The organism is Acidovorax sp. LjRoot66 (assembly GCF_964253305.1).
Classification (GTDB): domain Bacteria; phylum Pseudomonadota; class Gammaproteobacteria; order Burkholderiales; family Burkholderiaceae_C; genus Acidovorax.
In genome coordinates, this window is the sequence record NZ_CAXUQU020000001.1 from 5,044,581 (window position 1) to 5,071,448 (window position 26,868).

Genomic DNA, 26,868 nt, shown 5'->3' on the forward strand with positions numbered 1-26,868 from the left:
TCAGGTAAAGAAATCGGGATTCATTCAGGCCACCAGCGCGTTCAATACGCCGGGTTCGAAATGCGCATCCACCGTGCGCGCCAGGCCCTCCATCACGGCGTCGAGCGTGGGCACGGGGGCCGCGCCCTCGCGGCCGAACAGGGCCTGCAGCGCGGCGGGGTCTTCGAGCAGGCCGTGCAGGTACAGGCCGAGCACATTGCCCGCGCCGTTCTGCCAGGCCAGGCCAGGCACTACCTCGCGCGCCACGTCGCCACCGGCCGCCATGGCCGGGTGCTGTGCGGTCTGGCCGTGGTGGATCTCGTAGCCGCTGGCCTCGACGCCCGACAGTGCCGCCCAGGCACCCTGCAGCGTACCGAAGCGCGCGGTGGTGCGGCGCACGGTCTTGGCGGGCTCGAAGGTGGTGACCAGGGGCAGCAGGCCGAGACCTGGCGCGTTGCCGTCGATGCCAGCGGTGTCGATCAGTGCCTCGCCCAGCATCTGCAGGCCGCCGCACACGCCGAGCACGCTGCCGCCCTGCCCCGCATGCGCAGCAATGGCCTCATCGAGCCCTTGCGCACGCAGCCAGGCCAGGTCGGCCGCAGTGGCCTTGGAGCCGGGCAGGATGACCCAGTCGGTAGCCTTCAGTCCTGCCAGCCCGGCGGGGCTGCGCACCCACACTAGGCGCACGCCGGGCACGTTCTTGAGCGGCTGGAATTCGTCGAGGTTGCTGATGCGGGGGTAGGCAATCACGGCCACCGTCGTGTGCACGGCCCCTCCCGCGGTGCTGCGGTCGTCGAACACGCCGTCTTCCTCGGGCAGGCCGTGGTGCCATTGCATGGGGATGGTGGCCACGGTGGGCACGCCGGTCAGCTCCTGCAACATCTGCGGCGCGGGCGCGAGCAGCGTGGCATCGCCGCGAAAGCGGTTGAGCACGAAGCCATGGATCAGCGCGCGTTCGTCCTCGGGCAGCAGGGCCCAGGTGCCGTACAGGTGGGCAAAGGCTCCGCCGCGGTCGATGTCGGTCACCAGCAGGCAGCGTGCGCCGCCGTGGCGCGCCACGCGCATGTTGACCACATCGCTGGCGTGCAGGTTGATCTCGGCGGGCGAGCCTGCCCCTTCGATCACCACCACGTCGTTCTCGGCGCGCAGCGCGTCGAGCGCGGCGGCGATCTGTGGCCAAACGCGCTCGCTGCGGCCACGCCAGGGCAGCGCCGTGAGCTCGGCGCTCACCTGGCCCATCAGCACCACCTGGCTGTGGGTGTCGGCCTCGGGCTTGAGCAGCAGCGGGTTCATGCGCACGTCGGGCACGGTGCGCGCAGCAATCGCCTGGAAATACTGGGCACTGCCGATCTCACCATGGCCGTGGTCGCTGGCGACCACGCGCGCGTTGTTGCTCATGTTCTGCGCCTTGAACGGCGCCACCTTGTAGCCCTGGTTGCTGTACCAGCGGCACAGCGCCGTGGCCAGCCAGCTCTTGCCGGCGCCGCTGGTGGTGCCCAGCACCATGACGCAGCGCGCCAGGCGGGGGGAATCGGAAGCGCTCAAGGCAAAGGCCTCACCATGCGGTCCATGATGTGCTCCAGCGCCGCCGCCGCATCGGTGCAGCGCCCGGTATGCGCCGGCGAGGTCTGGATGATGGCACTGCGCCTGGCTGTGAGCCAGTGAAAGCGCTGGCGAAAAGGCAGCTGCGCAATCGGCCCGCAGACCGCGTCCCCCGCGCAGATGGCGACGATGGCGTCCAGGTGGCGGCGCACGGTGTCGATGTCCACATGCGGGTCCATCGCCAGCAGGCGCTCCTCATCCAGGGCAATGGCTGCCTGCAGAAAGCCGCTCTTCTGGCACGAGAGGATGACGCCGGCGTTGATGAATTCCTCGCGCTCCACGCGCGGCACCACGCGCACGATGGCGTAGTCGTACACATTCATCTCAGCCGCGTGCATCGATGGCTCCTTGCACCCAGGCTTGCCGGCCGGCCAGGCAGACACAGAAATGGTCCACATAGGCCTGGCGATGGCTGGCAGGGGCCGACAGCGGGCCTTCGGTGTGCTCGGCCCCGGCAATGGCCAGGAACTCGTCGGGCACATCGGCCAGGATGCCCGTGAGCACCTCGCGCGTGAGCAGTGCCGCCAGCTCGCCATCCACCTGCGCCAGCGCCGTGGCTTGGCGCAGCAGCACATGGTCGGCAATGGGCGGGAAGGGCTTGGCGGGCTGCACCACCGCGCCGTTCCAGGCATGGTGGAAGGTCAGCGAAGCGCCGTGGTCGATGAGCCAGGGCTTGCGGTGCCACATGAGCAGGTTGGTGTTGCGCGCCGTGCGGTCCACATTGGCCACCAGGGCGTCGAACCAGACCAGGCGCGAGGCGAAGTCGTTGCTCACCTCGTCCACTGCGGGATCGAAGTTGAGCGCGCCCGAAAGGTAGTCGAGGCCCACGTTGAGGCCGCCGCTGGCGCGCACCAGGTCCTGGATTTCGGGGTCGGGCTCGGTCTGGGCCAGGCCCGTGTCGAGCTCGGCGAGCACGATCTCGGGGATCGGCAGGCCCAGCGCCCGGGCAATGCCGCCCGAGATCATCTCGGCCAGCAGGGCGCGCACGCCCTGCCCTGCGCCGCGGAACTTGAGCACATACAGCCCCAGGTCGTCGCCTTCGACCACGGCAGGCATGGAGCCGCCCTCACGCAGCGGCGTGACATAGCGGGTGACGGTGATGGTTCTCATCGGGGGGTGATCTCCTTGGGTTGTGCACCGGATCGTACGGCCATGGCGGCGGACCATGCGGCGCGCAGCGCATCTTGCGCCCCCGGCGCCAGCACGCCCAGGCGCACCGCACCGGGCAGGCCGAACGAGGCGGCATCGCGCAGCTTGATGCCCGCCGCGCGCAGGGCCGCCAGCGCGCCGGGCAGATCGGCACAGGCAGGCTGGGCGCAGAAGTAGTTGGCCAGGCTGCCCGCATGCACGCCCCAGCCCAGGTCCAGGCACAGGGTGAGCTGGCGCTGCTTCCAGTCGCGCAGGGTATCGAGGCTGTGCACCAGCCAGCGCTGTACGCCGGGTTGCACCCAGGCCTGCAGCAGCGCCACGCCATGCGTTCCCACGGCCCAGGAAGGTGCCAGTGCCAGCAGCGCCTGCACCTGTGCTGCAGACCCCTCGGGCGCCACGGCGTAGGCAGCGCGCACGCCGGTCAGGCCCAGGGCCTTGTTGGGTGTCCACAGCTGCCAGCAGGGCATATGCGGCAGCGCGGGCGAGCCGGCCCAGGGGCCCGGGCCATCGGCGCCCAGGCGCAGCGGGGCATAGGCACAGTCGAGCACGCGCAGCGCCGTGCTGCCATCCGCCGGTGCCGTCGCCCATGCGCGCAGGGCCGCATCCTCCCGACCCAGGGGGCTGGATGGCTCGCAGGCCCATTGCAGCCCGGGTGCGGCGCCTGCCGAACGCACCAGCGCGAGTTCGCGCGCCTGCGCGGCCTGGGCATAGTCGCCGTAGCTGTGCAGCGGCAGGCCCACCTGCACGGCCCCCTGCTGCACCGCCAGCGCCGTGACGCGGTGGATGAACTCGCTGGAGCTGGCCGCCAGCACGATGCGCTCGGCCGCTACGCCATGAAAGACGCCAAGCGCCTCCCGCAGCGCCGTGTAGTGCGGGTCGGGGTAGCGCGTGGCATCGGCCTGCTGCACGGCCTGCAGGGCCTCGGGGCAAGGGCCGCAGGCATTGCTGTTGGTAGAGAAATCGTGCACCGGCGCCCCAAGCGCATCGGGGCCGCCATGGGGGTGCGGTGGCATGGCCTGCAAGCTCATGCAACTACCCATGCAGACACGATGGTGATCAGCAGGTGGGCGCCCACTGCCAGCGGGATCAGCGACAGCGCCACCAGCGAGCCGAGCTTGGCCGCGCGCCGGGTATCCAGCGGGCCGGGGTCGCGTGCACTGGCGTTGAGCACATACACCCCGGGCTTGCCGAGCCGCACGCCCAGCGCCAGCGCCATGGCCGCCATGGGCCAGCCGCTGTTGGGCGACGGCGTGCGGCGCGCCTGGCGCGCCAACGCGGCTGGTGACAGCCCGCGCGCCAGCACGGCCAGCAGCAATGCGGTGATGCGTGCGGGCAGCCACGAGAGCACGTCGTCTGCGCGCGCAGCCCACTTGCCGGCCCACTGCCAGTAGCGCCCGCCGTGCATGCCGGGGTAGCCCCACATGGCATCGGCGGTGTTGGCCAGCCGGTACAGCGCGGCGCCGGGCAGGCCCAGCAGCACGAACCAGAACAGCGGCGCCACGACCGAATCGTTGAGGTTTTCGGCCAGCGACTCGATGGCCGACTCGCGCACCTGCTCGGCCGTGAGTTCGCTCACGTCACGGCTCACCAGGCGCGCCAGTTGCGCGCGGCCCTCGGGCAGCGAGCGGGCCAGGGCTGCCTCGACCGCCAGCACCTCGTCGTGCAGCATGCGCCAGGACAACATCGGCTTGAGCAACACCCCCAGCAGCGCTGCCGCGATCACGTCATGAAAGCGCAGCGCCAGCCACTGCAGGCCCCAGGCCGCGGCCATCACTACACCCGCCAGAACGCACCAGGCCAGCGCCATGCACCAGAAAGCCCTGAAATCGCGCGGCACGGGCGCCAGCGGCGCCCAGCGCTCGCCGCACCAGTGCAGGGCCTTGCCCATCCACACCACGGGGTGCACGGCGACCGGCGGCTCGCCGCGCCACCAGTCGAGGGCCAGGGCCACGAAGGGCACCCAGATCAGCACGCGCAGGGCATCCCAATGCATGCCAGGCAGCAGCAGATCGATCAGACCGAGCATGGGCCCTCCGGCAGTGACAGAGCACTGGTGCGGGGAGCGTCAAGGCAATACATCATGGCGGCACGCATGGTACAGAGAGTCAGGCCGTGAAGGGCGGCAGCCGGGCCACGATGCCACTCTTCAGGCGCGCGGGCCGCTCGTTGCGGTTGAGCATGCCGTCGCTGGCGCGGGCGTGCATGGCGCCGCACTCCAGCACATGGCGCGCCGTTTCTTCGTCGGGCTGGAGGTCGCCGAACACGAAGGTGTGCTTGCCAGGGGCCTGGAAGGCGACCGAGCAGGCGCGCCCGCAACTGCTCAGGCAGGCCACGCCGCGCACGCGCACCTGGGCCCAGGCGCCGGTGTCGTCTTCGAGCTGGGCCACCTGCACGGCCTCAAACAGCAGCTCACCGTCGGCCGGCAACTCGCGCGAGGCGCCGGCCGGGCGGCAGGTGGTGCAGACGATCACGTCAGTGGGGAATGGCATCGGGGATGCGGTGTCGGACATCAGGAAAAGCTCGTGGTTCTAGGAGGAAAGGGGTTCGGGCAGGCGGTGCTCCGCCTGCCAGCGCTGGGCCCAGGCGGCACACCGCCCCACGGGCCGCAGCGGATCGTCGAAATCCACGACCACAACATGCGTGGCCGCAGCGGGCGCGGCGGGCTGTTCCAGCGTGCGGCCATCGGTCAGCAGCCACAGGCACGAGGGTGCGCCCGCGCCGCGCTGGCGCCGCGTGGTGCGCAGCAAGCGCTCGGCCTCGGCCAGGCCCGCCGCCAGGGGTGTGCCACCACCGCCGCCCAGCGGGCGCACGCGGGCCGTGCCGGCCGTGCGTGCGGGGCCGGGGGGGAGCAGCAGCTCCACGCCCTGGCCGCCGAAGCACAGCAGGGCCACGTCGTCGCCCGCGCGCGCGGCCTGCTCGATCAGGCGTGCCGCATAGCCCTTGGCCCAGGCCAGGCGCCCGCCCTGGCGCATGGAGCCCGAGGTGTCGAGGGCGATCAGGTGCAGGCAGGGCTGCACGGCGCTGGAGGGTCGGCGCCGCAAATGCGCGGCCTGCAGGCGCGCCGAGCCCTTGGCCACCAACGTGCGCAGCCAATCGATGCCCGCGCCCTCTGGGTCGGCAGGCCGGACCACGGCGTGCGGCGTGCGCAGCCAGGCATTGCGAGGGGCTTGCCACCGCCAGCCTGCACTTGTCTTGGTTGAACCAGGAGAGCGCGGGCCGGGGTGGCTCAGGCTTTTTTTGGCGGCCACGCTCCCGTGCTGCGCACGCGCGCCATGGGTTGGGGCTCGGGCGGCAGTGCGCCCCAGTCGCCCTCGGGTGCGCTCTGCGACGAGGCGGGGCCCTGCCCACTGGTAAGCGATGGTTTGGACGAGGAAGGCGGCGGTGGCTGCGTAGCGCCCGAAGGGGGAGCAGAACCTGCGGAATTTTCCGTTCGGCGGTGCGCCAGCGCCAGCTCGGCCACGGCATCCACATGCGCCAGACCCACACTGTCGGCCTGCTCCAGGGCAGCCAGCGCCCGTGCCGCACGCAGCATCACCAGGTCGGCGCGGATACCGTCCACCCCGGCGGCCAGGGCCAGATTCGCGGCATGCTGCACCACGGCGTCGGTCCACTGCAGGCTTGCCAGCGCGGCGCGGGCGCGCGCCACCGACGCCGCCAATTCGGCCTGCGCAGCGGCATGCCGCGCCACCACGGCCGCGGGGTCGGCATCGAAGGCCAGGCGGGCGCGCACGATGGCCTGGCGCTGGGCCGCATCGGCCGGGTTGTGCAGGGCCACCGACAGGCCGAAGCGGTCCAGCAGTTGGGGGCGCAGCTCGCCCTCCTCCGGGTTCATGGTGCCCACCAGCACGAAGCGCGCCGCATGCTGGTGCGACACGCCATCACGCTCCACCGTGTTCACGCCGCTGGCGGCCACGTCGAGCAGCGAATCCACCAGCGCATCAGGCAGCAGATTGACCTCGTCCACATAGAGCACGCCGCCGTGCGCGCGCGCCACCAGGCCGGGCGCCAGACGCACCTGGCCGTCGCGCAGCACGTCTTCGATGTTCAGCGTGCCGACCAGTTGCTCCAGGCTGGCGGCCAGCGGCAGCGTGACGAAAGGCGCATCGGGCAGCAGCGCCGCCAGCGCGCGCGCCGAGGTGGACTTGGCCGTGCCGCGCGGGCCGCTGATGAGCACCCCGCCCATGCCAGGATCGATGGCGGCCAGCAGCAGCGCGCGCTGCAGGGCCTCGTGCCCAACCAGGGCGGTGAAGGGGAACGCAGTGGCAGGCACTGGGGACACAGAAAAAGCGGTCATGGCAAGGGTCCTTCGCCCTGGGTTTCGAGGCGGTGTTCGAGCTCCAGCAGGTGCTGCTCGATGCGCTCGCGGTGCTCGCCGGGTTCGCCCCACAGCCCGCGCTGCATGGCTTCGAGCAAACGCTCACCAATGCCGCGCAGGGCCAGCGGGTTGTGCTGTTGCAGAAAGTCGCGCGTGGCGTCGTCGTGCAGGTAGGCGTCTGCCACCAGCGCGTACTGGTGGTCGCCCACCACGCCCGTGGTCGCATCGAAGGCGAACAGGTAGTCCACCGTGGCCGCCATCTCGAACGCGCCCTTGTAGCCGTGGCGCTTGACGCCATCGATCCACTTGGGGTTCACGGCCCGGGCGCGCACCACGCGCGCCACCTCTTCACCCAGGGTGCGTATGCGCGGCGCGCCGGGCACACTGAAATCGCCGTGGTACAGCGCAGCGGGGGCACCAGCCAGGTGCTGCACGGCGGCGGCCATGCCACCCTGGAACTGGTAGTAGTCGTCCGAGTCGAGGATGTCGTGCTCGCGGTTGTCCTGGTTGTGCAGCACTGCGTCCACCGCCGCCAGGCGCTGCTCGAAGGCGGCGCGTGCGGCCTCGCCGTGCCCACCCTGGCCGTAGGCGAAGGCCCCCGCGCGCAGGTAGGCCTGGGCCAGGTCGTCGGCGGTGCTCCAGCGGCCGCTGGCCATCACCTCCTGCAGGCCGGCGCCATAGCCGCCGGGACGCGGGCCGAACACGCGCCAAGTGGCACGGCGCTGTGCATCCTCAGTGGCCATGCCTTGCGCTTCGGCTTCAGCCGCCTCACGCCGCACGCGGGCGCGGATGGGGTTCACGTCGTCGGGCTCATCGTCTTCGGGGATGGCGGCCACGGCGCGCACTGCCGTGTCGAACAGGTCGATCACGCCCGGGAAGGCATCGCGAAAGAACCCCGACACGCGCAGCGTCACGTCGATGCGCGGGCGGTTGCGTATGGCCATGGGCAGCACCTCGATGTCCACCACGCGGTGGCTGCCGGGCGCCCACTTGGGCCGCACGCCCAGCAGGGCGAAGGCCTGGCCGATGTCCTCGCCGCCCGTGCGCATGGTGCTGGTGCCCCAGACCGACAGGCCCACCGCAGTGGGAAAGCTGCCATGGTCCTGCAAATGGCGCTCCACCACGCGGTCCGCCGCCAGCGCGCCCATGCCGTAGGCGGTGGGTGTGGGCACGGCGCGCGTGTCCACCGAATAGAAGTTGCGGCCCGTGGGCAGCACGTCGGGCCGGCCGCGCGAAGGGGCACCGCTGGGGCCCGGCGGCACGAAGCGGCCGGCCAAGCCGCGCAGCAACTGGGCCATCTCGTTCGGGCCGCAGGCATCGAGCCGGGGCGCCAGCACCGTGCGCATGCGCGCCAGCACCTGTGCGCTTTGCGGCCACTGCGCGGCATCCATGGGCGCGCCCACGATGCGGCCTGCGGCATCCATCGCCAGGTGGTGCTGCACGCACTGCGCGGCCAGTTTTTCGAGCCGCTCGCGCGTGTGGCCCACATGGCGCCAGGGCTCGTAAATCAACACTTGCAATGCCTCGGGACGCGGCCCGGTCCAGGGCGCGGCCCACTCGGGGTTCAGCGGGTCGAAATCGGTGAGACCCAGGTCACGGGCCAGCGCCACCAGCAGGCTGCCCTGCCCCGGCGCCGATCCGCCGGGAAAGCGCGCCAGCGCCACCAGCGTATCGGTGCGCTGGCGGTCCCGCGGCGAGCGGCCCAGGATGTGCAGGCCGTCGCGGATCTGCGACTCCTTGATCTCGCACAGGTAGGCGTCAAGCCGGCCGAGCAGGGCTTCGCGCTGCGCGTCGTCGGCCGGCGGCGCAAAACCCAGCTCCTGGTGCAGGCGGTGCTGCAGCACCTGGTCGAGGATGCTCTGGCGCAGCAGCTTGGCGCGGCGCGGGTCGAGCGACAGCGCCTCGTAGTACTCGTCCATCGCGCGCTCGAGCTGCTGGAGCGGGCCGTAGGTCTCGGCGCGCGTGAGCGCGGGCATCAGGTGGTCGATGATGACGGCCTGCGTGCGCCGCTTGGCCTGGCTGCCCTCGCCCGGGTCGTTGACGATGAAGGGGTACAGGTGCGGCAGCGGACCCAGGATGGCATCGGGCCAGCAGGCGGCGCCCAGCGCCACGCTCTTGCCCGGCAGCCATTCGAGGTTACCGTGCTTGCCCACGTGGACCACGGCATCCACCGCGAACACGCGGCGCAGCCAGAAGTAGAAGGCCAGGTAGCCGTGCGTGGGCACCAGGTCGGCATCGTGGTAGGTGGCCACCAGGTCCAGGTCGCGGCCACGCGCAGGCTGTATGCCCACGAAGACGTTGCCCAGGCGAATTCCCGGCACCATGAAGCGGCCACTGCGCACGATGGGGTCTGCGCCGGGCGGGCCCCACAGGGCGTTCACCGCGTCCTGGCTGGCCTGCGGCAGGGCGCCGAAGTCGGCCAGGTAGTCGGCCATGGCCAGGCTCTGGCCCGCAGGGCGGTCGGCATTGGCATCGAGGTGGTTGGTCACGCCCTCCACCAGCTGCGCGATCAGCGCATCGCCGCCCTCGGGCAGCTCGCCCGTGGTGTAGCCGGCATCGCGCAGCGCCTGCAGGATGAGCACGGTGGAAGCCGGTGTATCCAGGCCCACGCCGTTGGCCAGGCGCGCATCGTCGTTGGGGTAGTTGGCCAGGATGAGCGCCACACGCTTGCCCACATGCGGCTTGCTGCGCAGCACGCACCAGCGGCGCGCCAGCTCGGCCACGAAGGCGATGCGCTCGGGTTCGGGCTGGTAGCGCACCACGTCGACCTCGGTGCGCTCGCAGCGCCAGGCCAGGCCCTTGAAGCTGATGGCGCGTGCGCCGATGCGCCCGTCGACCTCGGGCAGCACCACCTGCATGGCCAGGTCGCGCGGCGCCAGGCCATGCGGGTCGGCCTGCCACTGCTCTTGCGAGCAGCCGGCGGTGATGAGCTGCAGCACCGGTGCATCGCCGGCGAGGGCGACCGCTGGCGCGTCCTCGTCGTCACGGCCGTCGATGGAGGCCACGGCAAAGCTCGTGGCGTTGAGCACCACGCCCACGCCCTGCTCTGCGGCCATGCACTGCAGCGCGGCCAGGCTCTCGGGGTTCTTGAGCGAATCGACGGCCACGGCCAGGGTGTTGAGCCCCGCCTGCGCCAGCGCTGCCTGCATGGCATCGAACACCGCTGTGTTGCCCGACTGCAGGTGGGCGCGGTAAAACACCAGCATCGCCACCGGCGCACCCGGTACCCAGGGCGCAGCCGCAGCCGGCGTGTAGGCCATCACCGGCGGCAGCGGCCGGGGCGGCGGCGGGCGCGGCCCGATGCCGAAGGCCGCATGACCGATCAATGCGAAAAAGGCCAGCGCGTTCTCGCGCCCCCCCTCGCGCAGGCAGCGCCACAGCTGGTGGCAGTCCTCCGGGCTGGCGGTGCTGCGCATCAGCAGTTGCGGGTCTTCGACGTTGTCGCCCGAGAACAGCGCCAGCCACTGGCCGCGCTTGCCGGCCAGCGACATCGCCTGCTCGACCACATAGGCCCAGTCGCTCGGGCTACCCAGGTGGTCGATGACCACCACGCGCGCATGGCGCAGCACGTCGTCCACGTACATGTCGGTGGAGGCCGGCTGGCGCAGCCACATCAGGTTGGACAGGCGCACGCGGGGGAAATCATCCCCCAGGCTGGCTGCAGCGTCGGACAGCAGTGACAGCGTGGTGTCGGCCGCGCTCAGGATGACGATGTCGCCGGGCGTCTGCTCCACGCGCACCAGGCCCTGGCCCCCGTCCTCGACGTAGCCACCCGGTCGCGTGGAAAGCAGATGCATGCGGGCGGCCTCAGGCGGTGGTGGTGGCGGATTCGGCGAGTGCCGATTGCAGCTCGGCCTGCAGGGCGGCGGCATCCAGGTGGTCGCCGATCACCACCAGGCGCGTGGTGCGCAGGTCGCCCTCGCGCCAGGCGCGGTCGAAATGGCTGTCGAAGCGCTGGCCCACGCCCTGCACCACCAGGCGCATGGCCGCGCCCGGCAGGGCCACAAAGCCCTTGATGCGGTAGATCTCATGGCGCTGCACCAGGGCGATCAGTGCCTCCACCAGGCGGCCGCGGTCGGCTACATCAAGCGTGACGTGGACCGACTCGAACTCGTCGTGGTCGTGGTCCTCTTCCTCGTCGTGGTGGGTCTTGCGCTCGTCGATCACGTCCTCCACCGCACGGCCGAGGCCCAGCAGCACGCTGGGGTCAATGCGGCCATGCTGGGCGTGCACGAACTTCACGCCGGGCAGGGTCTCGCCACGCACAATGGCTTCCACGCGCGCCAGGTCCTCGGCGGTCAGGCCGTCGGTCTTGTGCAGCACCACCAGGTCAGCCGTCGCCAGTTGGTCCTCGAACAGCTCGTGCAGGGGCGATTCGTGGTCCAGGTTCTCGTCGGCGCGGCGCTGGGCGTCCACCGCAACGGGGTCGTCGGCAAACTGGCCGGCGGCCACGGCGGGCGCATCGACCACGGTGATCACCGAGTCCACCGTGAACACGTTGCGCAGCGCCGGCCACTGGAAGGCCTGCACCAGCGGCTTGGGCAGCGCCAGGCCCGAGGTCTCGATGACCAGGTGGTCGATCTGGTCACGGCGCGCGGCCAGCAGCTCCATCACGGGCGCGAACTCTTCCTGCACGGTGCAGCACAGGCAGCCGTTGGCCAGCTCGAACAGCTGGCCGTTCTCCACGCCGTTCTCGTCGCAGCCGATGCCGCAGCTGCGCAGCAGCTCGCCGTCGATGCCCAGTTCGCCGAACTCGTTGACGATGACGGCGATGCGCTTGCCTTGCGCGTTGGTCAGCAGGTGGCGCAGCAGCGTGGTCTTGCCGCTGCCCAGAAAGCCGGTGACGATGGTGGCGGGAATCTTGTGGACTTGCATGGAAGAAATCTCCAGTCAGAAAAATGGGTAAATGGGGTGGTGCGAATCAACGCAGAACTTGCGGTAATCCAAGAAGGCAATCGACCAGCATGTGCGCCGCCTCGCCAAGGCGCGGGCCGGGGCGCGAGAGCAGGTCCATGCGGTCGGCGTCGAGCTGGCAGACCTGGTGCTGGCGCAGCGCCTGCATGCCAGCCCAGCCGGGACGGTCTGTCACGTTGAAGAGGGTGGACTGTGGGCCGATGACCAGGTCCGGCCCACGGCGCACCACCATCTCGGAATTGACGCGCGGGAAGAGGCCCATGTCGCCGGGCACGATGTTCACCAGGCCCAGGCGCGCCACGGTCTCGCCGATGAAGCTGGCCGCGCTGGCGGCCGTGGGGCCCACGCCCACCTCCACGTAGACACTGCGCCCGCGCAGGTGGGCCGGCACGCGGCGCGCCGCAGCGTCGAGCTCGCGCTCGATGCGCGCCACCAGCTCGGCCGCGCGTGCCGATTCGCCGAGCGACTGGCCCACGCTGACCAGCATGCGCTTGAGGTCGGCATGCGTGCGCGCATCGAACACCTGCACCGGTACGCCCAGGGCCGAGAGGCGGTCCCCCGCACGGCTGCGCGGGCCGAGCAGCACCATGTCGGGCCGCAGGGCCACGATGCGCTCGATCTGCGCGTCCTGCAGGCCGCCCACCTTGGGCAGCTTGGCCACGCTGCCGGGCCAGCTCGAATAGCGGTCGGTGCCCACCAGCTCGGCACAGTGGCCCAGGGCACACACCGCCTCGGTGAGCGAGGGGGAGAGCGTGACGATGCGGTGCTGCTGTGTCTGTGCCTGCGCCAGGGGAGCAGCCAGCCCGCCCAGCAGGCCGAGCACGGCCAGCGCGGGCGCCGAGCGGGACCTTGCCATCGGCATGGAAATCGACAGGGAGGAACCCATCGATCAGTCCTCGATCCCGCGCTGCGCGGGCACGCCGGCCTTGAAGTGGTGCTTGACGAGCGTCATCTCGGTCACGGTGTCGGCCAGCTCGATGAGCTCGGCTGGCGCATTCCGGCCGGTGAGCACCACGTGCACATGGGGCGGGCGCTCGCGCAGGCAGGTGAGGATGGATTCAAGCGGGATCCAGCCGTAGCGCAGGGGGTACATGATTTCGTCGAGCACGACCATGAAGTGCTCGCCCGCGCGGACGGTGGCCTCGGCCTTGGCCCAGCCGTCCAGGGCCAGTTGCGCGGAGTGGTCCAGGTCGCGGCTCTTCCAGCTGAAGCCGTCGCCGAGGCCTTCAATGGGCATGCCCAGTTGTTCGAACAGGCGGTGCTCGCCGAAGCGGGCAGTCGGCACTTTCATGAACTGGTAGATCTTGACTTTTTTGCCGCGGCCGTGGGCGCGGATGGCCAGGCCGAAGGCGGCGGTGCTCTTGCCTTTGCCGGTGCCGGTGTGGACGAGGACCAATCCTCGGCGTTCGCCTTGGGGTTTGGGGGTGTCGCGGAGGATGGGGGGAGATTCGATTTGCATTTCTCTGCTCTGCCGGTGGTCTTGGTTGCTGCTTGCTCGTGTTACGGGCGGGAGCCGGGTCTCGGCCCGGCGGCCGAGGTACTTGTTCTTTGCTTCGCCAAAGAAAAGTACCCAAAAGAAAGGCGACCCCGCTGCCCGTGTCCCCACTCGCCTGGCGGCAAGTGGGGCAGCCTGCGATGCTCGGTCCTGGGGTGTGCCGCAGAACTCGCTGCGTTCTTCGAACTCCGCTCAAACAGCTGCGGCAAGCTAGACAACGATGCGCGTGTCCTTCGGCAGGCGCTCACCCCAGGCCCTGCGCTTCTCGGCACGGTCAGAAGGGGGTGGGAGAGGACTCCACTCGGGCCATCGCTTTGCTCGGCCCCATTTGCCTCGCTGCGCTTCGGCCTGTCGGCAGCGCGAAGCGCGTCACCGACACCCGGCGTAGCTGCGAAGCAGCAGCCGTGTGGTCCCCGCTCCCCACCCCTGCTGGCTGCGCCGAGAAGCGCAGGAGCTGGGGTGGGCGTGTGTGCCGAAGGACACACACGCTTCGTGATCTGACTTGCCGCAGCTGTTTGAGCGGAGTTCGAAGAACGCAGCGAGTTCTGCGGCACCACCCCAGTTCCGAGCATCGCAGGTTGCCCCCATTCGCCCGGCAGGGCGAATGGGGGACGCAGACTGGGGGTCGCCTTTTCTTTGCCTACTTTCTTTTGGCGACGCAAAAGAAAGTAGGTGCGCCGCCGGGCGCACATCCCGGCCTCCGCCCTCGGCAAAGAAACAGCAGCAACCACAACCAAAAAACCTCAAGCCGCCTGGTGCAACCGGCGCTCAACGAATGAAGACCCCTCCAGACGACGCAACGCCTTGGCCGCCGCCAGCACCCCCAGATCCACCAGCGGCTCCAACAACACCACCGCCATGTAAGCCGCGCCAAACGTGGCAATGCTCTCCAGATTCGCAGAGCCAACACCCGCACCGTAGATAGCCCAGAACGCCACCCACATCACGATCCCACCCTGGTACGCCACCGACAACTTGAACGTCTGCGCATACGTCATGTCCACATACGCCATGCTTTCCGGCAGGATACGCTTGGCAATCGCCGCCGTCGCGAACAACGGCACCAGCAAGGTGGTGACATTCATCCCGTACTGCGGCAGATCCTGCTGCGCAAAGAACACGCTCTGGATCAGCAGACCCCCAGCCAGACCGATGCAGGCAGGCGCAGCGCCGAACAGCAACAGCAAGGTGGTGCCCAGAATCAGGTGCACCTCGGACACCCCCACCGGGTGGTGCGGCAGCAGCTCGAAGAACGCAAACACCAGCGCGATCGTGAAGACCGAGCGTGCCAGCAGGGCCACGGGGCCCTCTTTCTTCACCATGTCGAGCGCCAGCTTGCCGGCGTACAGCAGCGCCGTGGCGCCCGTGGCATAGCTCAGGAAGATCTTGGTGGTATCCACCAGCCCGGGTTCGATGTGCATGGCACGGCTCCTTGGTTAAAACAAATGAAAGAGAGAAAACAAAAAACAGCGATCAGCGCGGCAAGGCCACCCACTGCCCCAGCAGCGCGTGCACCGCGATGCGGTTGTCGAAAACGGCTTCCAGCGCGCGGTGGGTGACAGGCTCATCACAACCCCCCTGGTGGGTGATGCGGCCCTGGGCCATCACCACCAGATCGTCGGCCTGCAGGGCCAGCGACACCTCATGCAGCACGCTGACCACTGTGTTGCCGGCAGCGACCAGGGCACGCACGGTGTGCAGCCAGTCGGTCTGGTGCGGCGGGTCGAGGTTGGCCAGGGGTTCGTCCATCAGCAGCACCTGGGCCTGCACGGCCAAGGCGCGGGCCAGCAGCACGCGCTGGCGCTCGCCGCCTGAGAGCTGCGACAGGGGGCGGTCGCGCCAGTCCCAGGCCTGGGTCGTGCGCAGGGCCTGCTCCACGGCGGCATGGTCGGCGGGCGACGGCGGGGCCAGCCAGGGCTGGTGCGGCAGGCGGCCGAGCATGGCCACGTCGTAGCTCGTCAGATCGTCGGCCGAGCCCTCGTTCTGGCCCAGCCATGACAGCTGGCGGGCGCGCTCACGGGCCGGCACCTGGCTGAGCATGCGGCCGAGCAGCGCCACATGGCCATCGACATGGCCGCGCGGCAACAGGCCGGCCAGCACCTTGAGCAAGGTGGACTTGCCCGCGCCGTTGGGCCCGACGATGCTCGTCCAGCGGCCCTCGGGCAGGTGCAGGTCGATGCCGTGCAGCACCTGTACCCCGCCCACGCGCGCGGTGATGTGGTGGGCGCTGAGCGCAATGCCCTTCACAGGCCGCCCCCGTGCGCGGTTCGCCGGTGCATCAGCCACAGCAGGTAGGTGCCGCCCAGCGCCGCGGTGAGCACGCCCACGGGCAGCTCCTGCGGCGCCAGCATCCAGCGCGCCAGAATGTCGGCGGCCAGCAGCAGCACCGCGCCCATGAGGCTGGACAGCAAAATGTGCCGCTCGTGCGTCACGCGCACCATGGAGCGCACCAGGTGCGGCGCCGCCAGGCCGACAAAAGCGATCAGCCCGGTCTGCGCCACGGCGGTGCCGGTGGCCAGCGCCATGGCGGCCACCAGGCCGGCACGCATGGGCCCGAGCGGCAGGCCCAGGCTGGCGGCGGTGGACTCGCCCAGCGTGAGGCCGTCGAGCGCGCGCGCCAGCACCCAGGCCAGCAGCGCGCACAGCGCCCAGGCTGCGCCCATCAGCGCGCAGGCGATCCAGCCGACAAAGGCCGTGCTGCCCAGGATGAAGGCCTGCATGGCCTGCAGGATGTCGGGCGAGGCCAGCTCCACCAGGTCGCGCAGGGCGCCCAGCACCACGCCCACGATGACGCCGGCCAGCAGCAGGCGCAGCGTGTGCTGCACACCCTTGGCCAGCACCAGCGTGAGCACCACGGCCCCGGCAGCACCGAGAAAGGCCATGCCGGTGATGCCGATACGCGCCATCCACTGCGCGGCCACGGGCGACACGCCGAACATGGCCATGGCCACCGCGCCGCCCAGGGCCGCGCCCGAGGCGCTGCCCAGCAGGTACGGATCGGCCAGCGGGTTGCGGAACAGGCCCTGCGCCACCGCGCCGGCCAGGCCCAGCAGCGCACCGGCGAGCCAGGCACCCAGGGTGCGCGGCAGGCGGATGTCCCACACGATCTGGCGGGCCACCGGGTCGTCGCCCATGTGCACCAGGCTCTCCAGCCCCGTGCTGCCCACCGCGATGCCCAGCACCAGCAGGACCAGGCTGGCCAGCAGCAGCCACAGCGCGCACCAGGCGGCGCGGCGCCGGCCCGCAGCCGAGGGGATCAGGAAGGTTTTTTCAGCAGCAGTCATCGCGCCTTTTCGGTCAGGCAGCGCGCCATGATGCGCGCGGCCTCGGCCATGCGCGGGCCGGGACGCACCACCACGTCGGAGTCGCCGGGGCCGAACACGCAGATGCGGTCATCGCGGATGGCGCGCATGCTGGCCCAGCCGGGGTACGGCACCATGGCCTGCATGCTGCGGTTGCCGATCATGATCACGTCGGGGTTGGCGCGCACCACGTACTCGGGGTTCAACCGGGGGAAGGGGCCGAGCGATGCGGGCACCACGTTGCGCGCGCCCAGGCGGGTCAGTGTCTCGCCGATGAAGGAGGACTCACTGGCCGCATACGGCCCGCGGCTCACCTCGAAGTACACGCGCGTGCCACGCGCCTTGGGCGGCAGCGACTGGGCCGCCGCCCGCACGGCCGCGTCGATCACGCGCCACAGCCGGTCGGCGCCCTCGGCCTGGGGCACACCCAGCACCTGGCCCACCACGCCGAGCACACGGCGCACGTCGGCATGGGTCTTGGGCTCCAGCACCACGACCTTCAGGCCCAGGGCCTCCAGGCGCTCGCTGGCGCGCGAGCTCATGGCCAGCAGCACCACATCGGGCTTCACGGCGACGATGGCCTCGATGCTCGGATCGATCCCGCCGCCCAGCTTGGGCAGCCTGTTCACCGACTCGGGCCAGTTGGAATAGCGGTCCACCCCCACCAGCCGGTGGCACTGGTCGAGCTCGCAGACGCTCTCGGTCAGCGAGGGCAGCAGCGTCACGATGCGCTGCGGCGGCTGGGGTAGCGACACCACGCGGCCGCGGTCGTCCGTCACCTGCACAGGCTGCGCCTGCGCCAGCCCCGCCATGAGCAGGCCCAGCACCACGATGATGGCAATCACCCAGAGGATGCGGCGCACGGGGGTCGGGGTCATCCGCGCGGCTCCTTCAAGGCCAATGGCAGCCCGGCGGCCATCAGGGTCACGCGCGGGCACACCTCGGCCACCTGCTGGTTGAGCGCGCCCAGCGCGTCGACGAAGGCGCGCACCTCGCGCCCCAGGGGGATGACCCCCAGGCCGATTTCGTTGCCCACCAGAACAACGGGGCCGGGGGCTTGCTGCAATGTGGTGAAGAAGTGCTGGCGCTGGGCCGCCCAGTCGCTGTCCAGTGCGTCGCGGTCCTCACGGCCCATGGTCTCGGCGCCCGCCGGCATGGTCCAGTTGGTGAGCCACAGGGTCAGGCAGTCGACCACCACCAGCGTGTCGGCACTGCCGAGCTGGCGCAATGCGCCAGCCAGGTCGCGCGGTTCTTCCAGAGTGGCGAGGCCGGGCACGCGCTCTGCGCGGTCGCGCTGGTGGCGGGCGATGCGCTGGCGCATCTCCTCGTCCCAGGGCTGGGCCGTGGCGACCAGCACGGCACGGTGCGCGGGCGAGCGGGCCAGCCAGTCGCGCGCGATCAGCTCGGCGCGGCGCGACTTGCCGCTCTTCTGGCCGCCGAGGATGAATTCGGTGGTGATGGTGGATGGCAGGGTCGTCATGCGGGCACGCCCTCCCCGCCCAGCAAGTGCGCCACCGCTGCGGGGGCGGATGCGAACCAGGCATGGAAGTAGCTCGCGTGGATGCTGCCCTGGCGGTACAGCGCCTCGCCGGCATCGGGCGCAGGCAGCGCCTGCGGGCGCGCCGTGCGGCCCACCACGGGCGCCGAGCTCTGCGCAGTGGAGTAATGGAAGGTATGGCCGCGCAGCGTGTGCCCCGCCACCGTGAGGTGCTGCGGGCCCAGCGCGGCCAGCCGCTTTTGCATGGCCACGCGGCCGGGCAGCAGGCCCCATAGCGGCTGCTGCGCGCCATCGGCCAAAGCAATCGATTCGAACAGGGCCATCATGCCCCCGCATTCTGCCCACGCGGGCTTGGCCGCAGCCACATGGGCACGCAGGCTGGCCTGCATGGCGGTATTGGCTGCGATGGTGGCGGCATGCAGCTCGGGGTAGCCGCCGGGCAGCCATACGGCATCGCAGGCGGGCAGCGCGGCATCGTGCAGCGGCGAGAAGAACACCACCTGGGCGCCCATCTGCGCCAGGCACTGCAGGTTGGCCGCGTAGATGAAGCAGAAGGCCTCGTCGCGCCCCACGGCCACGGTGCGGCCGGCGAGCAGCGGTGCCACAGACGTCGCTGCGGGTGGCGGAAAATCCACCGCCCAGCGCTGCAGATCATCCAGGGTCATCTGGCCAAGCGGCGTGGCGGCCAGCGCATCGGCCGCCGCATCCAGGCGCTGCATGGCATCGTGCAGCTCATGCGCCACCACCAGGCCCAGGTGGCGCTCGGGCAGCAGCGGTGCCGAGGCCTTGGTGGCGACGTCACCGGGCGCCACGCGCATCAGCGCGCCCATCCAGTCATCCGCGTCCTGCAAGCCGTCGCGCAGCATCTGGGCATGGCGCTCCGACCCCACGCGGTTGGCCAGCACGCCGGCCCAGGGCAGGCCCGCGCGGTAGTGGCGCAAGCCAAAAGCCAGCGCGCCGAAGGTGCCGGCCATGGCGGCGGCATCGATCACCGCGAGCACGGGCACGCCAAAGCGCTGCGCGAGGTCGGCCGCACTCGGCGTGCCGTCAAAGAGGCCCATCACGCCTTCGATGAGGACCAGGTCACTCTCCAACGCTGCAGCATGCAGGCGCTGCGCGCAATCGGCCTCGCCGTTCATCCACAGGTCGAGCTGGTGCACCGGCGCACCGCTGGCGAGCTGGTGCCAATGCGGGTCGAGGAAATCGGGGCCGCACTTGAACACCCGCACCCGCCGGCCCTGGCGCGCATGCAGGCGCGCCAGGGCCGCGGTGACGGTGGTCTTGCCCTGGCCGGATGCCGGGGCGGCGATCAATATCGCCGGACAGCGTGCCGGGGTGACCATTCTTCTTGCTTCCCTTCCCTGCTCTCTCTCGTTGTCTTTGTGCTTAGAGCGGCGCCCACTTCACGCCCACATAGACCGTGCGGCCCGGGGTGGCGTAGGTGCGGGCCAGCTCGTAGGTCTTGTCGGCTGCGTTGTCAAGGCGCGCGGTCAGCGTGAAGTCGCGTGCGATGCGCGTGCTGGCATACAGGTTGAACAGGCTGTAGCCGCCCAGCACGAAGGTGTTGGCCACGGTGTCGAAACGGCGGCCCGAGGCCTGCACCTCGGCGCCCACGGTCCAGCCAGCCAGCTGCGTGTCGGCGCCCAGGGTGCCGTGGCGCTTGGCGCGGCGCGCCAGCATCTTGCCGGTATCGAGGTCGCGCGGGTTCTGCAGGTCCAGCGAGCCACGCAGCTGCACGCTGCCCAGGCGGTAGGAGCCTGCGAAGGTCACGCCCTTGTATTCGGCGCGCGCCACGTTCGCATAGCAACCTTGCGTGGAGGGGCAGCGCCCGGCGGGGCCGAAGACGATCAGGTCCTGCACGCGGTTGCGGTAGGCGGTTACCGAGAAACTGCTCGAAGCCTGTGCCCAGCGCAGGCCCAGCTCGGCATTGCGGCTGCTCTCGGGGTTCAGGCTGCCCGTGCCGTACTCGCTGAAGCGGTGGTACAGCGTGGGTGCGCGAAAGGCCGTGCCCACCGAGGCCGTGGCGCGCCACTGCGGGGCAAAGGTGTAGCCATAGGCCAGGCTGCCCGTGCCCTTGCCGCCGAACTCGCTGTCCGAGTCGTGGCGCACATTGGCCTGCAAGGTGTGGGCGCCGGCGGTGTAGCCATAGCCCAGTGCCAGCGCATCCTGCGAGCGCTTGCGGTCGATGGGGGCGTTGTCCAGGCGGTCCTCGCGGCGCTCCAGCGCGGCCGTCACCAGGTGCGGGCCCTGGCGCCATTCGTTCTGGAACAGGTAGCCGCGCAGCCGCGTTTCGGTCAGGTAGAAGGCCGGCGTGGTCTGGTACTCGTCGCGCGAGTCGGTGATCTGCACGCGTGTCTTGTACTGCGGGGTCCACTGCGCCTGCCAGTTCAGGCCCAGGGCGTGCAGCTGGTGCTGGTTGCGGTCGTCCTTGCCCAGGCCGCTGTCGTAGCCGCTGTCCAGGTCGTTGGCGAGCAGCGTGGCTTCCAGCCGGTGCGTGGCGTTCACCTGCAGGCCCACACGGGCGCTGGCCGAGGTGGATTCATAGCCGTCGCGGTCGGGGTTCTGCGTGGCGATGGTACGGGCGTTGAAGCCCTTGCTCTCCTCGCGCGCAATGCCGAAGGCGTAGTCGATGGTGCCGCTGGCACCGCTCACGCCGGCCTCGGCCTTGCGTGTGCCGTGGTTGCCAAAACCGATGCCCACGTAGGGCGCCACGCCCTGCTCGCCGCGCTTGGTGAAGATCTGCACCACGCCGCCCATGGCGTCGGAGCCATACACCGCGCCGGCCGGACCGCGCAGCACTTCGATGCGGTCGATCTGCGCCAGCGGGATCGACTCCCACGCCGCGCCGCCGGTGGACTGCGAGTCCATGCGCACACCGTCGATGTAGACGGCCGTGAAGCGCGACTCCGCGCCGCGCAGGAACACGCCGGTGGTGGTGCCGGGCCCGCCGTTGCGGGAGATCTCGATGCCGGGCACACGCGCCAGCACGTCGGCCAGGCCCGTGGCGCCGCTGGTCTCTATGGTCTGGCGGTCGATCACGGTCACGTCGGCCACCAGGTCGGACAGGGGCTGCGGCGTGCGCGTGGCGGTCACCACGGTTTCGCTCAGCGAAGGCGCGCGCAGGTTCTGCGCCAACAGCACAGCGCCATTGGCACCGGCCTGCTGGGCCTGGGCGGCGCAGGCACCGAGCACGGCCAACGCCACCAGGGCGGGACGCAGGCACAGGGGCTTGGCGATGGACGCAGCAAGGCACGCACGGGGGGTACGGATTTTCATGGGGCGAATCGTCAGCAAACAAACCCGTGCCGGCCTCCCGCCAGCGAAATGGGTGATACGGCTGCGCGTGCCCTGCAATCCAGGGCGCATGCAACCACCGTGTTGGCCGGTATCCGGGCTGGCGGAACACTCCCCAACGCCTTCCCAGGTGCTTGTTCAAGGCACCCAGTGGCATGTGGCTGGAGAGAGAAGCCCGAAGGCTTCGTCCGCTGACCGTTGCGGGGGCAGCGCAGGCTCGGCGCGCCATGCGTGGCGCCACCTCCCTGCTTCCCGTTGAACTGCAGCATGTGAACCACACCGCGAGCACCAACCCGGTGATTTTACGACCGTTTACAACCCGCCGTCCTACAATCGGTGGCTGTATGGCAACAACACCATCGACCACTGACCAGATCGCCGAGCGCGTGGAGCGCCTGCTGGTGCGCCACGCCGAACTGCAGCGCACCAACGCCCTGCTGTCCGAGCAGGTGGCCGCACTCACCCAGGAGCGCGACTCCCTCAAATCCCGCCTGAGCGCAGCGCGCTCGCGCGTGGACGCCCTGCTCGAGCGCCTGCCCCAGGCCCCTCCCGCGAAAGACGCCGCATGAAGCAAATCGAGGTGCAGATCCTGCAGCAAAGCTACCTGCTCAGTTGCCCCGAGGGGCACGAGAGCCGGCTGCTCGACGCCGTGGAGCGCGTGGACACCGCCATGACGCGCATCCGCGATGCCGGCAAGGTGCGTGCCCGTGAACGCATCGCGGTGCTGGCCGCACTGAACCTCGCCTTCGAGATCGCCGACCGCGAAGCCGCCGACCTCGCCGAGGCGGCCGACCACCCCCACCCTGTGCCCATGGCCACCCCCATGGCAATGGGCGACGACATGCCGGCGCCACCGCCCCGGCGCAGCGCCAGCGGCGTGCAGGAATCGCTGCTGCCACCCGATGCGGACGAGGCCCTGCGCCTGCAAAGCCTGGTGCAGCGCCTGGACCAGGCCCTGGGCGAAGACGGTCGGCTGCTGTAGGGCCAGAAAGCGCCGCGCCGCACGCTATCAGCGGCACACATTCTGGAGATTTTCTTTACATCGCCTAACGGCTGCAAAGGGCATTTTCAGCGCCTACAATAAAGGTGTCTGCGGTGCCGCCGGGTCTTATATTTCCTTGAACCAATGCTCAACGAGCACGGGCTTGGTACATCGCCAGGGGAGCGTGATCATCTCGCGTCAGATGAACCCAACACCTGGCTGCCCTCGCCCACCTGAACCCCCGGTTCAGGATGAGGGTCCGGTAGCAATGCCGCAGACACCTATTCCAGAAATGGCTGCCGGAGCGATCCGGCAGCCATTTTTTTCGGGCGCCGATTCCTGTGCCCATGCGATGCGTCCGGGCAGTTCGGTATCCTGCGATGGTCGCCCCCAATCCATGCCAGCCCACCGCTCCACCCGCTTTGCCATCTGCTGCACACTGGTCGCCATGATCGCGCTGCCGTCACTGGCGCAGACCGGCAAAGCCCCATCCGCGCGCCATGCCACGCTGTACGACGCCGCCGTGTTCAATGACCGAGCCGCAGTGGAACGGCTTCTGGCCCGCGACCCTGCCAGCGTGAACCGGGGGGACCAATGGGGCTTCACGCCCCTGCACGGCGTGGCCGGCGAGGAGCACACCGCCATGGCCCGCCTGCTGATCGAGCGAGGAGCCAACGTGAATGCTGCCAACAGCGAAGGCACCACGCCGCTTCATTTGGCCGCCTACCCGGAGATGGCAAAACTGCTGGTGCAAGCAGGCGCAAAAATCGAGGCCCGCGACAACGGCGGCAACACCCCATTGCATGCCGCCACCGAGCACCCGGAGATGCAGGACGTGATGGCGCAGCTGCTCAAGCTGGGCGCCAACCCGAATGCGGCCAACAAGGCCGGCGAAACACCGCTGGATGTAGCGCTCACGAGGCAGGAGCCCGCGAAGGTGGCGCTGCTGCGTCGCCATGGAGCGCGGCCGGGCAAGGCGAAGTAGCCAGACCGCCTGCAGCCGACAAGCCCGCGCTCTACAATTCCTGCCGCATTGCAGCACCTTCCCGCCCCCTCCATTTCCATCTGCCACCTCCCCATGCTCGACCCCCTCCTGATCGTTGAACTCGGCGTCCTCGGCCTGTGCACGGGCTTTCTCGCGGGGCTGCTGGGCATTGGCGGCGGCATGCTGATGGTGCCCTTCCTGACCTACATCCTGGGCGCACGCGAAGTCGCGCCGGACCTGGCAGTGAAGATGGCCATCGCCACCTCGATGGCCACCATCGTCTTCACCTCCATCTCCAGCGTGCGCGCGCACCACAAGCGCGGTGCGGTGCGCTGGGACATCGTCCAGCGCCTGGCGCCGGGCATCGTGATCGGCGGCTTCGCGGCCAGCCTGGGCATCTTCGCGCTGCTCAAGGGCTCGTCGCTGGCGATCTTCTTCGCGCTGTTCGTGAGCTTCTCGGCCAGCCAGATGCTGCTGGACAAGAAGCCCGCGCCCACGCGCCAGATGCCGGGCACCGGCGGGCAACTGGCCGCGGGTGGGGTGATCGGTTTCCTGTCGGGCCTGGTGGGTGCCGGCGGCGGCTTCGTGAGCGTGCCCTTCATGACCTGGTGCAACGTGGCCATCCACAATGCCGTGGCCACCAGCGCCGCACTGGGCTTTCCGATCGCGCTGGCCAACGTGGTGGGCTATGCCGTCAGCGGGCAGACGGTGCAGAACCTGCCGCCCGCCTCGCTGGGCTACATCTGGCTGCCCGGCCTGGCCGTGATCGCGGTGTGCAGCGTGCTCACCGCACCGCTGGGCGCCAAGGCTGCACACAACCTGCCGGTCAAGCAGCTCAAGCGCGTATTCGCCAGCCTGCTGTTCTGCCTGGCCGCGTACATGCTCTACAAAGGCCTCTCAAGTATCTGAGGGCCAGCGCCGATTGATGCCGTGCGGCCCGCAAAAACGCCTCCTTCGAGCCCTCTGCGGCGGCTTTGGTCCGCGCCTGGTCTACGCGGCAAGCTGCTCTGCAAACTGGTAGAGCGAGCGGATCCGCCCTGCCTCGTCCAGTACCAGCAGGTCCAGCCCGCGCGCTTCAATTGGGCCTCCCACGCGGGGCAGCATCTCCCAATGGAATTTGACAAGGTGGTTGTGGCTATCGGCATTGCCGCGGGAGCGAAAGATGAAGTCGCGCTGGTGCACCCACTCCATGTGGGCCCTGTCCACACGCGCGGCGATCTCGCCCAGGCCTCGGGCGGTGAAATTGCGGGTGATGTTCTCGGCCCCGGGTGCCCACAGCCGCTCCACGATCGCCCGCCGCCGTGGGGCATCGGGTTCGTGCCACATGGCCAGGTACTCGGCAATGAAACTGTCTAGTGGCTGCTGCATGAATCTCTCCCGGTGGCTTCCATGGAAATGACGACCTTGCCGAACGACTGGCCGCGCTCGAAGTGGCGGTACGCCTCTTGGGCTTGCGCGAATGGGAATACGCTGTCGATGACGGGCCGTATCTGGTGCTCCGTGAGGGCCCGGTTCATCGCCTCGAAGCTGTCGCGATTGCCGACGAACACGCGGCGGATGGTGGCCATGCTGGCGCCGTAGGCCTGCGAGGAGATCTCGATGTTCGCCTTGTGCACGCCGCGCGCGATCAACAGCATCACCTGGCCATGCAGGCCCACCGCACGAATGGACTGCTCAATGGTGTCAGCCCCGAAAGTCTCCACCACCAAGTCCACCCCCGCGCCGCCGGTGACCGCGCGCACCGCCTTGCCCCACTCGGGCTCATGGCAGTAGTTGATGACTGCATCCGCACCCAGTGCCTTGAGCCGATGGCCCTTCTCGTCGCTGGAAGTGGTGGCGAGCACCCGCGCACCCATGGCCTTGGCCAGCTGCAGCGCGAACAACGAGACGCCACCCGAGCCCAACACGAGCACCGTCTGCCCCGCCACAATGGGTACGGCGCCTGCGACACAGTTCCACGCCGTAACCCCGGCGCAAGGCAGCGTGGCGGCCTCTAGCCATGTCAAGTGAGCGGGCACGCGCACGGCCCACTCTTCATGCAGTACTGTGTACTCGGCAAGCATGCCGTCGAGCGTGCAACCCAGCTGGTCAAACACGTCGTAGCCGATGGGACCACTCTTCCAGCGCGCGAAATAATTGCCCGCCACGCGGTCGCCGATAGAAAAGCGTTTGACATGCCCGCCCACGGCTACCACCTCCCCCGCGCCGTCCGATAGCGGCACCACGCCGGACCTCGCGGCGATGGGGTACGTGCCCGCCTGGATGAACAAGTCGCGCTTGTTGAGTGATGCGGCCTTGACGCGCACAACAATGTCGCTGGGGCCTGGCGTGGGCACCTCGCGCTCCTGCGCCGAGATGCCGTTGGGGTGGAGGAAATAAGTTTGCATGGGGTGCATTCTTAGGCCCGCTACCTGGGCTGTCGATAACGTCGCAGGTTATTGCCGCCACGAAACGAAACGTTATTCTTGGAGCCATGAAGACTGCATCGCATTTTGGCCCGCAACTCAAATCATGGCGTGCCATGCGCGGGCAAAGCCAGATGGATCTGGCGTTGGCTGCGGGCGTCTCCACACGCCACGTGAGCTACCTGGAAACCGGCAAGGCCCGCCCCAGTCGCGAGATGGTGGCGGTGCTGACGAAAGCCATGGACCTGCCCCTGCGCGCGCGAAACCAGCTGCTGGCTGCTGCCGGCTTCGCGCCGCTCTATACCGAGACGCCAATGGACGGACTCACACTCGGACCCGTGCGCGACGCGCTGCAGTTCGTACTTCAGGCCATGGAGCCCAATCCCACCTTCATCGTCAATCGCTGTTACGACGTGGTCGACGCGAACGCAGCAGGAAGGTGGGTGCTGGCCACCTTCACCGCCGATGCCGGCAAGTGTGCAGCACCCGTCAACATGGCGCAGCTGGTCATGCGCCCCGAAGGCATGCGGGGCTTCATCCGGAACCTGGAGGAAGTGCAGCGCAAGGTACTGGGCCGCCTGCGTCGCGATTTGGGCAGCGCGCATGTGCGCGAGCAACGCGACGACGAACTGCTGATGGAGATCGATCCCGTACTCAAGGCTCTGGGCGAGCCGCGCCTGCCGGTCGAGACACTGCCACTGATCTCAGGATTGAACTTGAAACGAGACAGCATCGAACTCAATCTTTTCACCACCATTGCCACCATAGGCACGGCGCAAGACGTAACGTTGCAGGAGATGCGGATCGAGACATTGTTTCCAGCCGATGCAGCGACGCGGACCGTACTTGCCGAACGCCCGCCCCTGGCAAGCAGGCTTGCGGGCTGAGAAGGTCGATTGCTTGCACCACTGCTGGCAGATCGGCGCCCAGCTCTTTGCAACGACAAAT

The 26,868-nt window shown here is 69.5% G+C and carries 26 protein-coding genes, 1 other RNA gene and 1 riboswitch; of the genes, 6 read left to right on the forward strand and 21 right to left on the reverse strand.

The window, feature by feature from the left end:
* Positions 1-24 precede the first annotated feature (24 nt).
* From ACSQ3Y_RS23740 to ACSQ3Y_RS23830, 19 genes are all read right to left on the reverse strand, one after another.
* A complete protein-coding gene (locus ACSQ3Y_RS23740; RefSeq protein WP_436180164.1) occupies positions 25-1,485 on the reverse strand; it encodes a cobyric acid synthase in 1,461 nt (486 codons plus the stop codon).
* 35 nt (positions 1,486-1,520) lie between these two features.
* Entirely contained in the window at positions 1,521-1,919 is a 399-nt protein-coding gene (locus tag ACSQ3Y_RS23745) for a DUF3037 domain-containing protein (RefSeq protein WP_057206300.1), read from the reverse strand.
* Positions 1,906-2,691, reverse strand: a complete 786-nt coding sequence (locus tag ACSQ3Y_RS23750) for a HipA family kinase (protein WP_436179094.1) — start codon at positions 2,689-2,691, stop codon at positions 1,906-1,908. The genes ACSQ3Y_RS23745 and ACSQ3Y_RS23750 overlap by 14 nt, the downstream gene beginning before the upstream one ends.
* A complete protein-coding gene (locus ACSQ3Y_RS23755) occupies positions 2,688-3,743 on the reverse strand; it encodes an aminotransferase class I/II-fold pyridoxal phosphate-dependent enzyme (RefSeq protein WP_436179095.1) in 1,056 nt (351 codons plus the stop codon). The genes ACSQ3Y_RS23750 and ACSQ3Y_RS23755 overlap by 4 nt, the downstream gene beginning before the upstream one ends.
* Positions 3,744-3,754: 11 nt before the next feature.
* On the reverse strand, positions 3,755-4,756 hold the full coding sequence (gene cbiB / locus ACSQ3Y_RS23760) for an adenosylcobinamide-phosphate synthase CbiB (RefSeq protein WP_436179096.1): 1,002 nt from the start codon (positions 4,754-4,756) through the stop codon (positions 3,755-3,757).
* A gap of 79 nt (positions 4,757-4,835) precedes the next feature.
* The gene (locus ACSQ3Y_RS23765) at positions 4,836-5,219 is read right to left on the reverse strand and encodes a DUF1636 family protein (RefSeq protein WP_057264334.1); all 384 of its coding nucleotides are present in this window, start codon (positions 5,217-5,219) and stop codon (positions 4,836-4,838) included.
* 39 nt (positions 5,220-5,258) lie between these two features.
* Positions 5,259-5,978 carry a vWA domain-containing protein gene (locus ACSQ3Y_RS23770; protein WP_436179097.1) on the reverse strand — a complete coding sequence of 240 codons (720 nt, stop codon included), beginning with the start codon at positions 5,976-5,978 and terminating at the stop codon, positions 5,259-5,261.
* Positions 5,957-7,024: an ATP-binding protein gene (locus ACSQ3Y_RS23775; protein WP_436179098.1), complete on the reverse strand. Its 1,068-nt coding sequence runs from the start codon at positions 7,022-7,024 to the stop codon at positions 5,957-5,959. Before ACSQ3Y_RS23775 ends, ACSQ3Y_RS23770 begins: the two co-directional genes overlap by 22 nt.
* A complete protein-coding gene (cobN, locus tag ACSQ3Y_RS23780; RefSeq protein ID WP_436179099.1) occupies positions 7,021-10,842 on the reverse strand; it encodes a cobaltochelatase subunit CobN in 3,822 nt (1,273 codons plus the stop codon). The genes ACSQ3Y_RS23775 and cobN overlap by 4 nt, the downstream gene beginning before the upstream one ends.
* A gap of 10 nt (positions 10,843-10,852) precedes the next feature.
* The gene (gene cobW, locus ACSQ3Y_RS23785) at positions 10,853-11,920 is read right to left on the reverse strand and encodes a cobalamin biosynthesis protein CobW (RefSeq protein WP_057263836.1); all 1,068 of its coding nucleotides are present in this window, start codon (positions 11,918-11,920) and stop codon (positions 10,853-10,855) included.
* A 46-nt stretch (positions 11,921-11,966) separates the two neighbouring features.
* The gene (locus tag ACSQ3Y_RS23790) at positions 11,967-12,845 is read right to left on the reverse strand and encodes an ABC transporter substrate-binding protein (protein WP_436179100.1); all 879 of its coding nucleotides are present in this window, start codon (positions 12,843-12,845) and stop codon (positions 11,967-11,969) included.
* 3 nt (positions 12,846-12,848) lie between these two features.
* Positions 12,849-13,418 carry a cob(I)yrinic acid a,c-diamide adenosyltransferase gene (cobO, locus tag ACSQ3Y_RS23795; RefSeq protein WP_057263838.1) on the reverse strand — a complete coding sequence of 190 codons (570 nt, stop codon included), beginning with the start codon at positions 13,416-13,418 and terminating at the stop codon, positions 12,849-12,851.
* Between the two features lie 779 nt (positions 13,419-14,197).
* A complete protein-coding gene (locus tag ACSQ3Y_RS23800) occupies positions 14,198-14,875 on the reverse strand; it encodes an energy-coupling factor ABC transporter permease (RefSeq protein WP_436179101.1) in 678 nt (225 codons plus the stop codon).
* A 52-nt stretch (positions 14,876-14,927) separates the two neighbouring features.
* Complete coding sequence (locus tag ACSQ3Y_RS23805) at positions 14,928-15,701, reverse strand: ABC transporter ATP-binding protein (RefSeq protein ID WP_057263842.1); 774 nt, start codon at positions 15,699-15,701, stop codon at positions 14,928-14,930.
* A complete protein-coding gene (locus ACSQ3Y_RS23810; RefSeq protein ID WP_057206322.1) occupies positions 15,698-16,738 on the reverse strand; it encodes a FecCD family ABC transporter permease in 1,041 nt (346 codons plus the stop codon). Before ACSQ3Y_RS23810 ends, ACSQ3Y_RS23805 begins: the two co-directional genes overlap by 4 nt.
* The gene (locus tag ACSQ3Y_RS23815) at positions 16,735-17,634 is read right to left on the reverse strand and encodes an ABC transporter substrate-binding protein (protein WP_057206324.1); all 900 of its coding nucleotides are present in this window, start codon (positions 17,632-17,634) and stop codon (positions 16,735-16,737) included. Before ACSQ3Y_RS23815 ends, ACSQ3Y_RS23810 begins: the two co-directional genes overlap by 4 nt.
* A complete protein-coding gene (locus ACSQ3Y_RS23820; protein ID WP_428001716.1) occupies positions 17,631-18,236 on the reverse strand; it encodes a bifunctional adenosylcobinamide kinase/adenosylcobinamide-phosphate guanylyltransferase in 606 nt (201 codons plus the stop codon). Before ACSQ3Y_RS23820 ends, ACSQ3Y_RS23815 begins: the two co-directional genes overlap by 4 nt.
* Positions 18,233-19,597: a cobyrinate a,c-diamide synthase gene (locus ACSQ3Y_RS23825; RefSeq protein WP_436179102.1), complete on the reverse strand. Its 1,365-nt coding sequence runs from the start codon at positions 19,595-19,597 to the stop codon at positions 18,233-18,235. Before ACSQ3Y_RS23825 ends, ACSQ3Y_RS23820 begins: the two co-directional genes overlap by 4 nt.
* A gap of 43 nt (positions 19,598-19,640) precedes the next feature.
* Positions 19,641-21,530, reverse strand: coding sequence for a TonB-dependent receptor domain-containing protein (locus tag ACSQ3Y_RS23830; protein WP_436179103.1), 1,890 nt, complete (start codon positions 21,528-21,530; stop codon positions 19,641-19,643).
* Positions 21,531-21,617: 87 nt separating this feature from the next.
* A riboswitch (cobalamin riboswitch) is annotated at positions 21,618-21,856 on the reverse strand.
* 36 nt (positions 21,857-21,892) lie between these two features.
* Between ACSQ3Y_RS23830 and ACSQ3Y_RS23835 the strand changes: the two genes are divergently transcribed.
* The 5 genes from ACSQ3Y_RS23835 to ACSQ3Y_RS23855 all read left to right on the forward strand — a co-directional run bounded on the left by ACSQ3Y_RS23835 (position 21,893) and on the right by ACSQ3Y_RS23855 (position 24,424).
* Complete coding sequence (locus tag ACSQ3Y_RS23835) at positions 21,893-22,117, forward strand: hypothetical protein (RefSeq protein ID WP_007858570.1); 225 nt, start codon at positions 21,893-21,895, stop codon at positions 22,115-22,117.
* Positions 22,114-22,530 carry a cell division protein ZapA gene (locus ACSQ3Y_RS23840; RefSeq protein ID WP_057206332.1) on the forward strand — a complete coding sequence of 139 codons (417 nt, stop codon included), beginning with the start codon at positions 22,114-22,116 and terminating at the stop codon, positions 22,528-22,530. Before ACSQ3Y_RS23835 ends, ACSQ3Y_RS23840 begins: the two co-directional genes overlap by 4 nt.
* Positions 22,531-22,632: 102 nt before the next feature.
* A non-coding RNA gene (gene ssrS / locus ACSQ3Y_RS23845) (6S RNA) lies at positions 22,633-22,814 on the forward strand.
* A 113-nt stretch (positions 22,815-22,927) separates the two neighbouring features.
* A complete protein-coding gene (locus ACSQ3Y_RS23850; protein WP_436179104.1) occupies positions 22,928-23,515 on the forward strand; it encodes an ankyrin repeat domain-containing protein in 588 nt (195 codons plus the stop codon).
* Between the two features lie 93 nt (positions 23,516-23,608).
* Positions 23,609-24,424, forward strand: coding sequence for a sulfite exporter TauE/SafE family protein (locus ACSQ3Y_RS23855; protein WP_057206337.1), 816 nt, complete (start codon positions 23,609-23,611; stop codon positions 24,422-24,424).
* An 81-nt stretch (positions 24,425-24,505) separates the two neighbouring features.
* Here ACSQ3Y_RS23855 and ACSQ3Y_RS23860 read toward each other — a convergent pair whose 3' ends face one another.
* Positions 24,506-24,883, reverse strand: a complete 378-nt coding sequence (locus ACSQ3Y_RS23860) for a hypothetical protein (protein ID WP_057206339.1) — start codon at positions 24,881-24,883, stop codon at positions 24,506-24,508.
* Entirely contained in the window at positions 24,868-25,902 is a 1,035-nt protein-coding gene (locus tag ACSQ3Y_RS23865; protein WP_057263859.1) for a zinc-dependent alcohol dehydrogenase family protein, read from the reverse strand. Before ACSQ3Y_RS23865 ends, ACSQ3Y_RS23860 begins: the two co-directional genes overlap by 16 nt.
* A gap of 86 nt (positions 25,903-25,988) precedes the next feature.
* Between ACSQ3Y_RS23865 and ACSQ3Y_RS23870 the strand changes: the two genes are divergently transcribed.
* Positions 25,989-26,807, forward strand: a complete 819-nt coding sequence (locus ACSQ3Y_RS23870; protein ID WP_057206343.1) for a helix-turn-helix domain-containing protein — start codon at positions 25,989-25,991, stop codon at positions 26,805-26,807.
* Positions 26,808-26,868 lie beyond the last annotated feature (61 nt).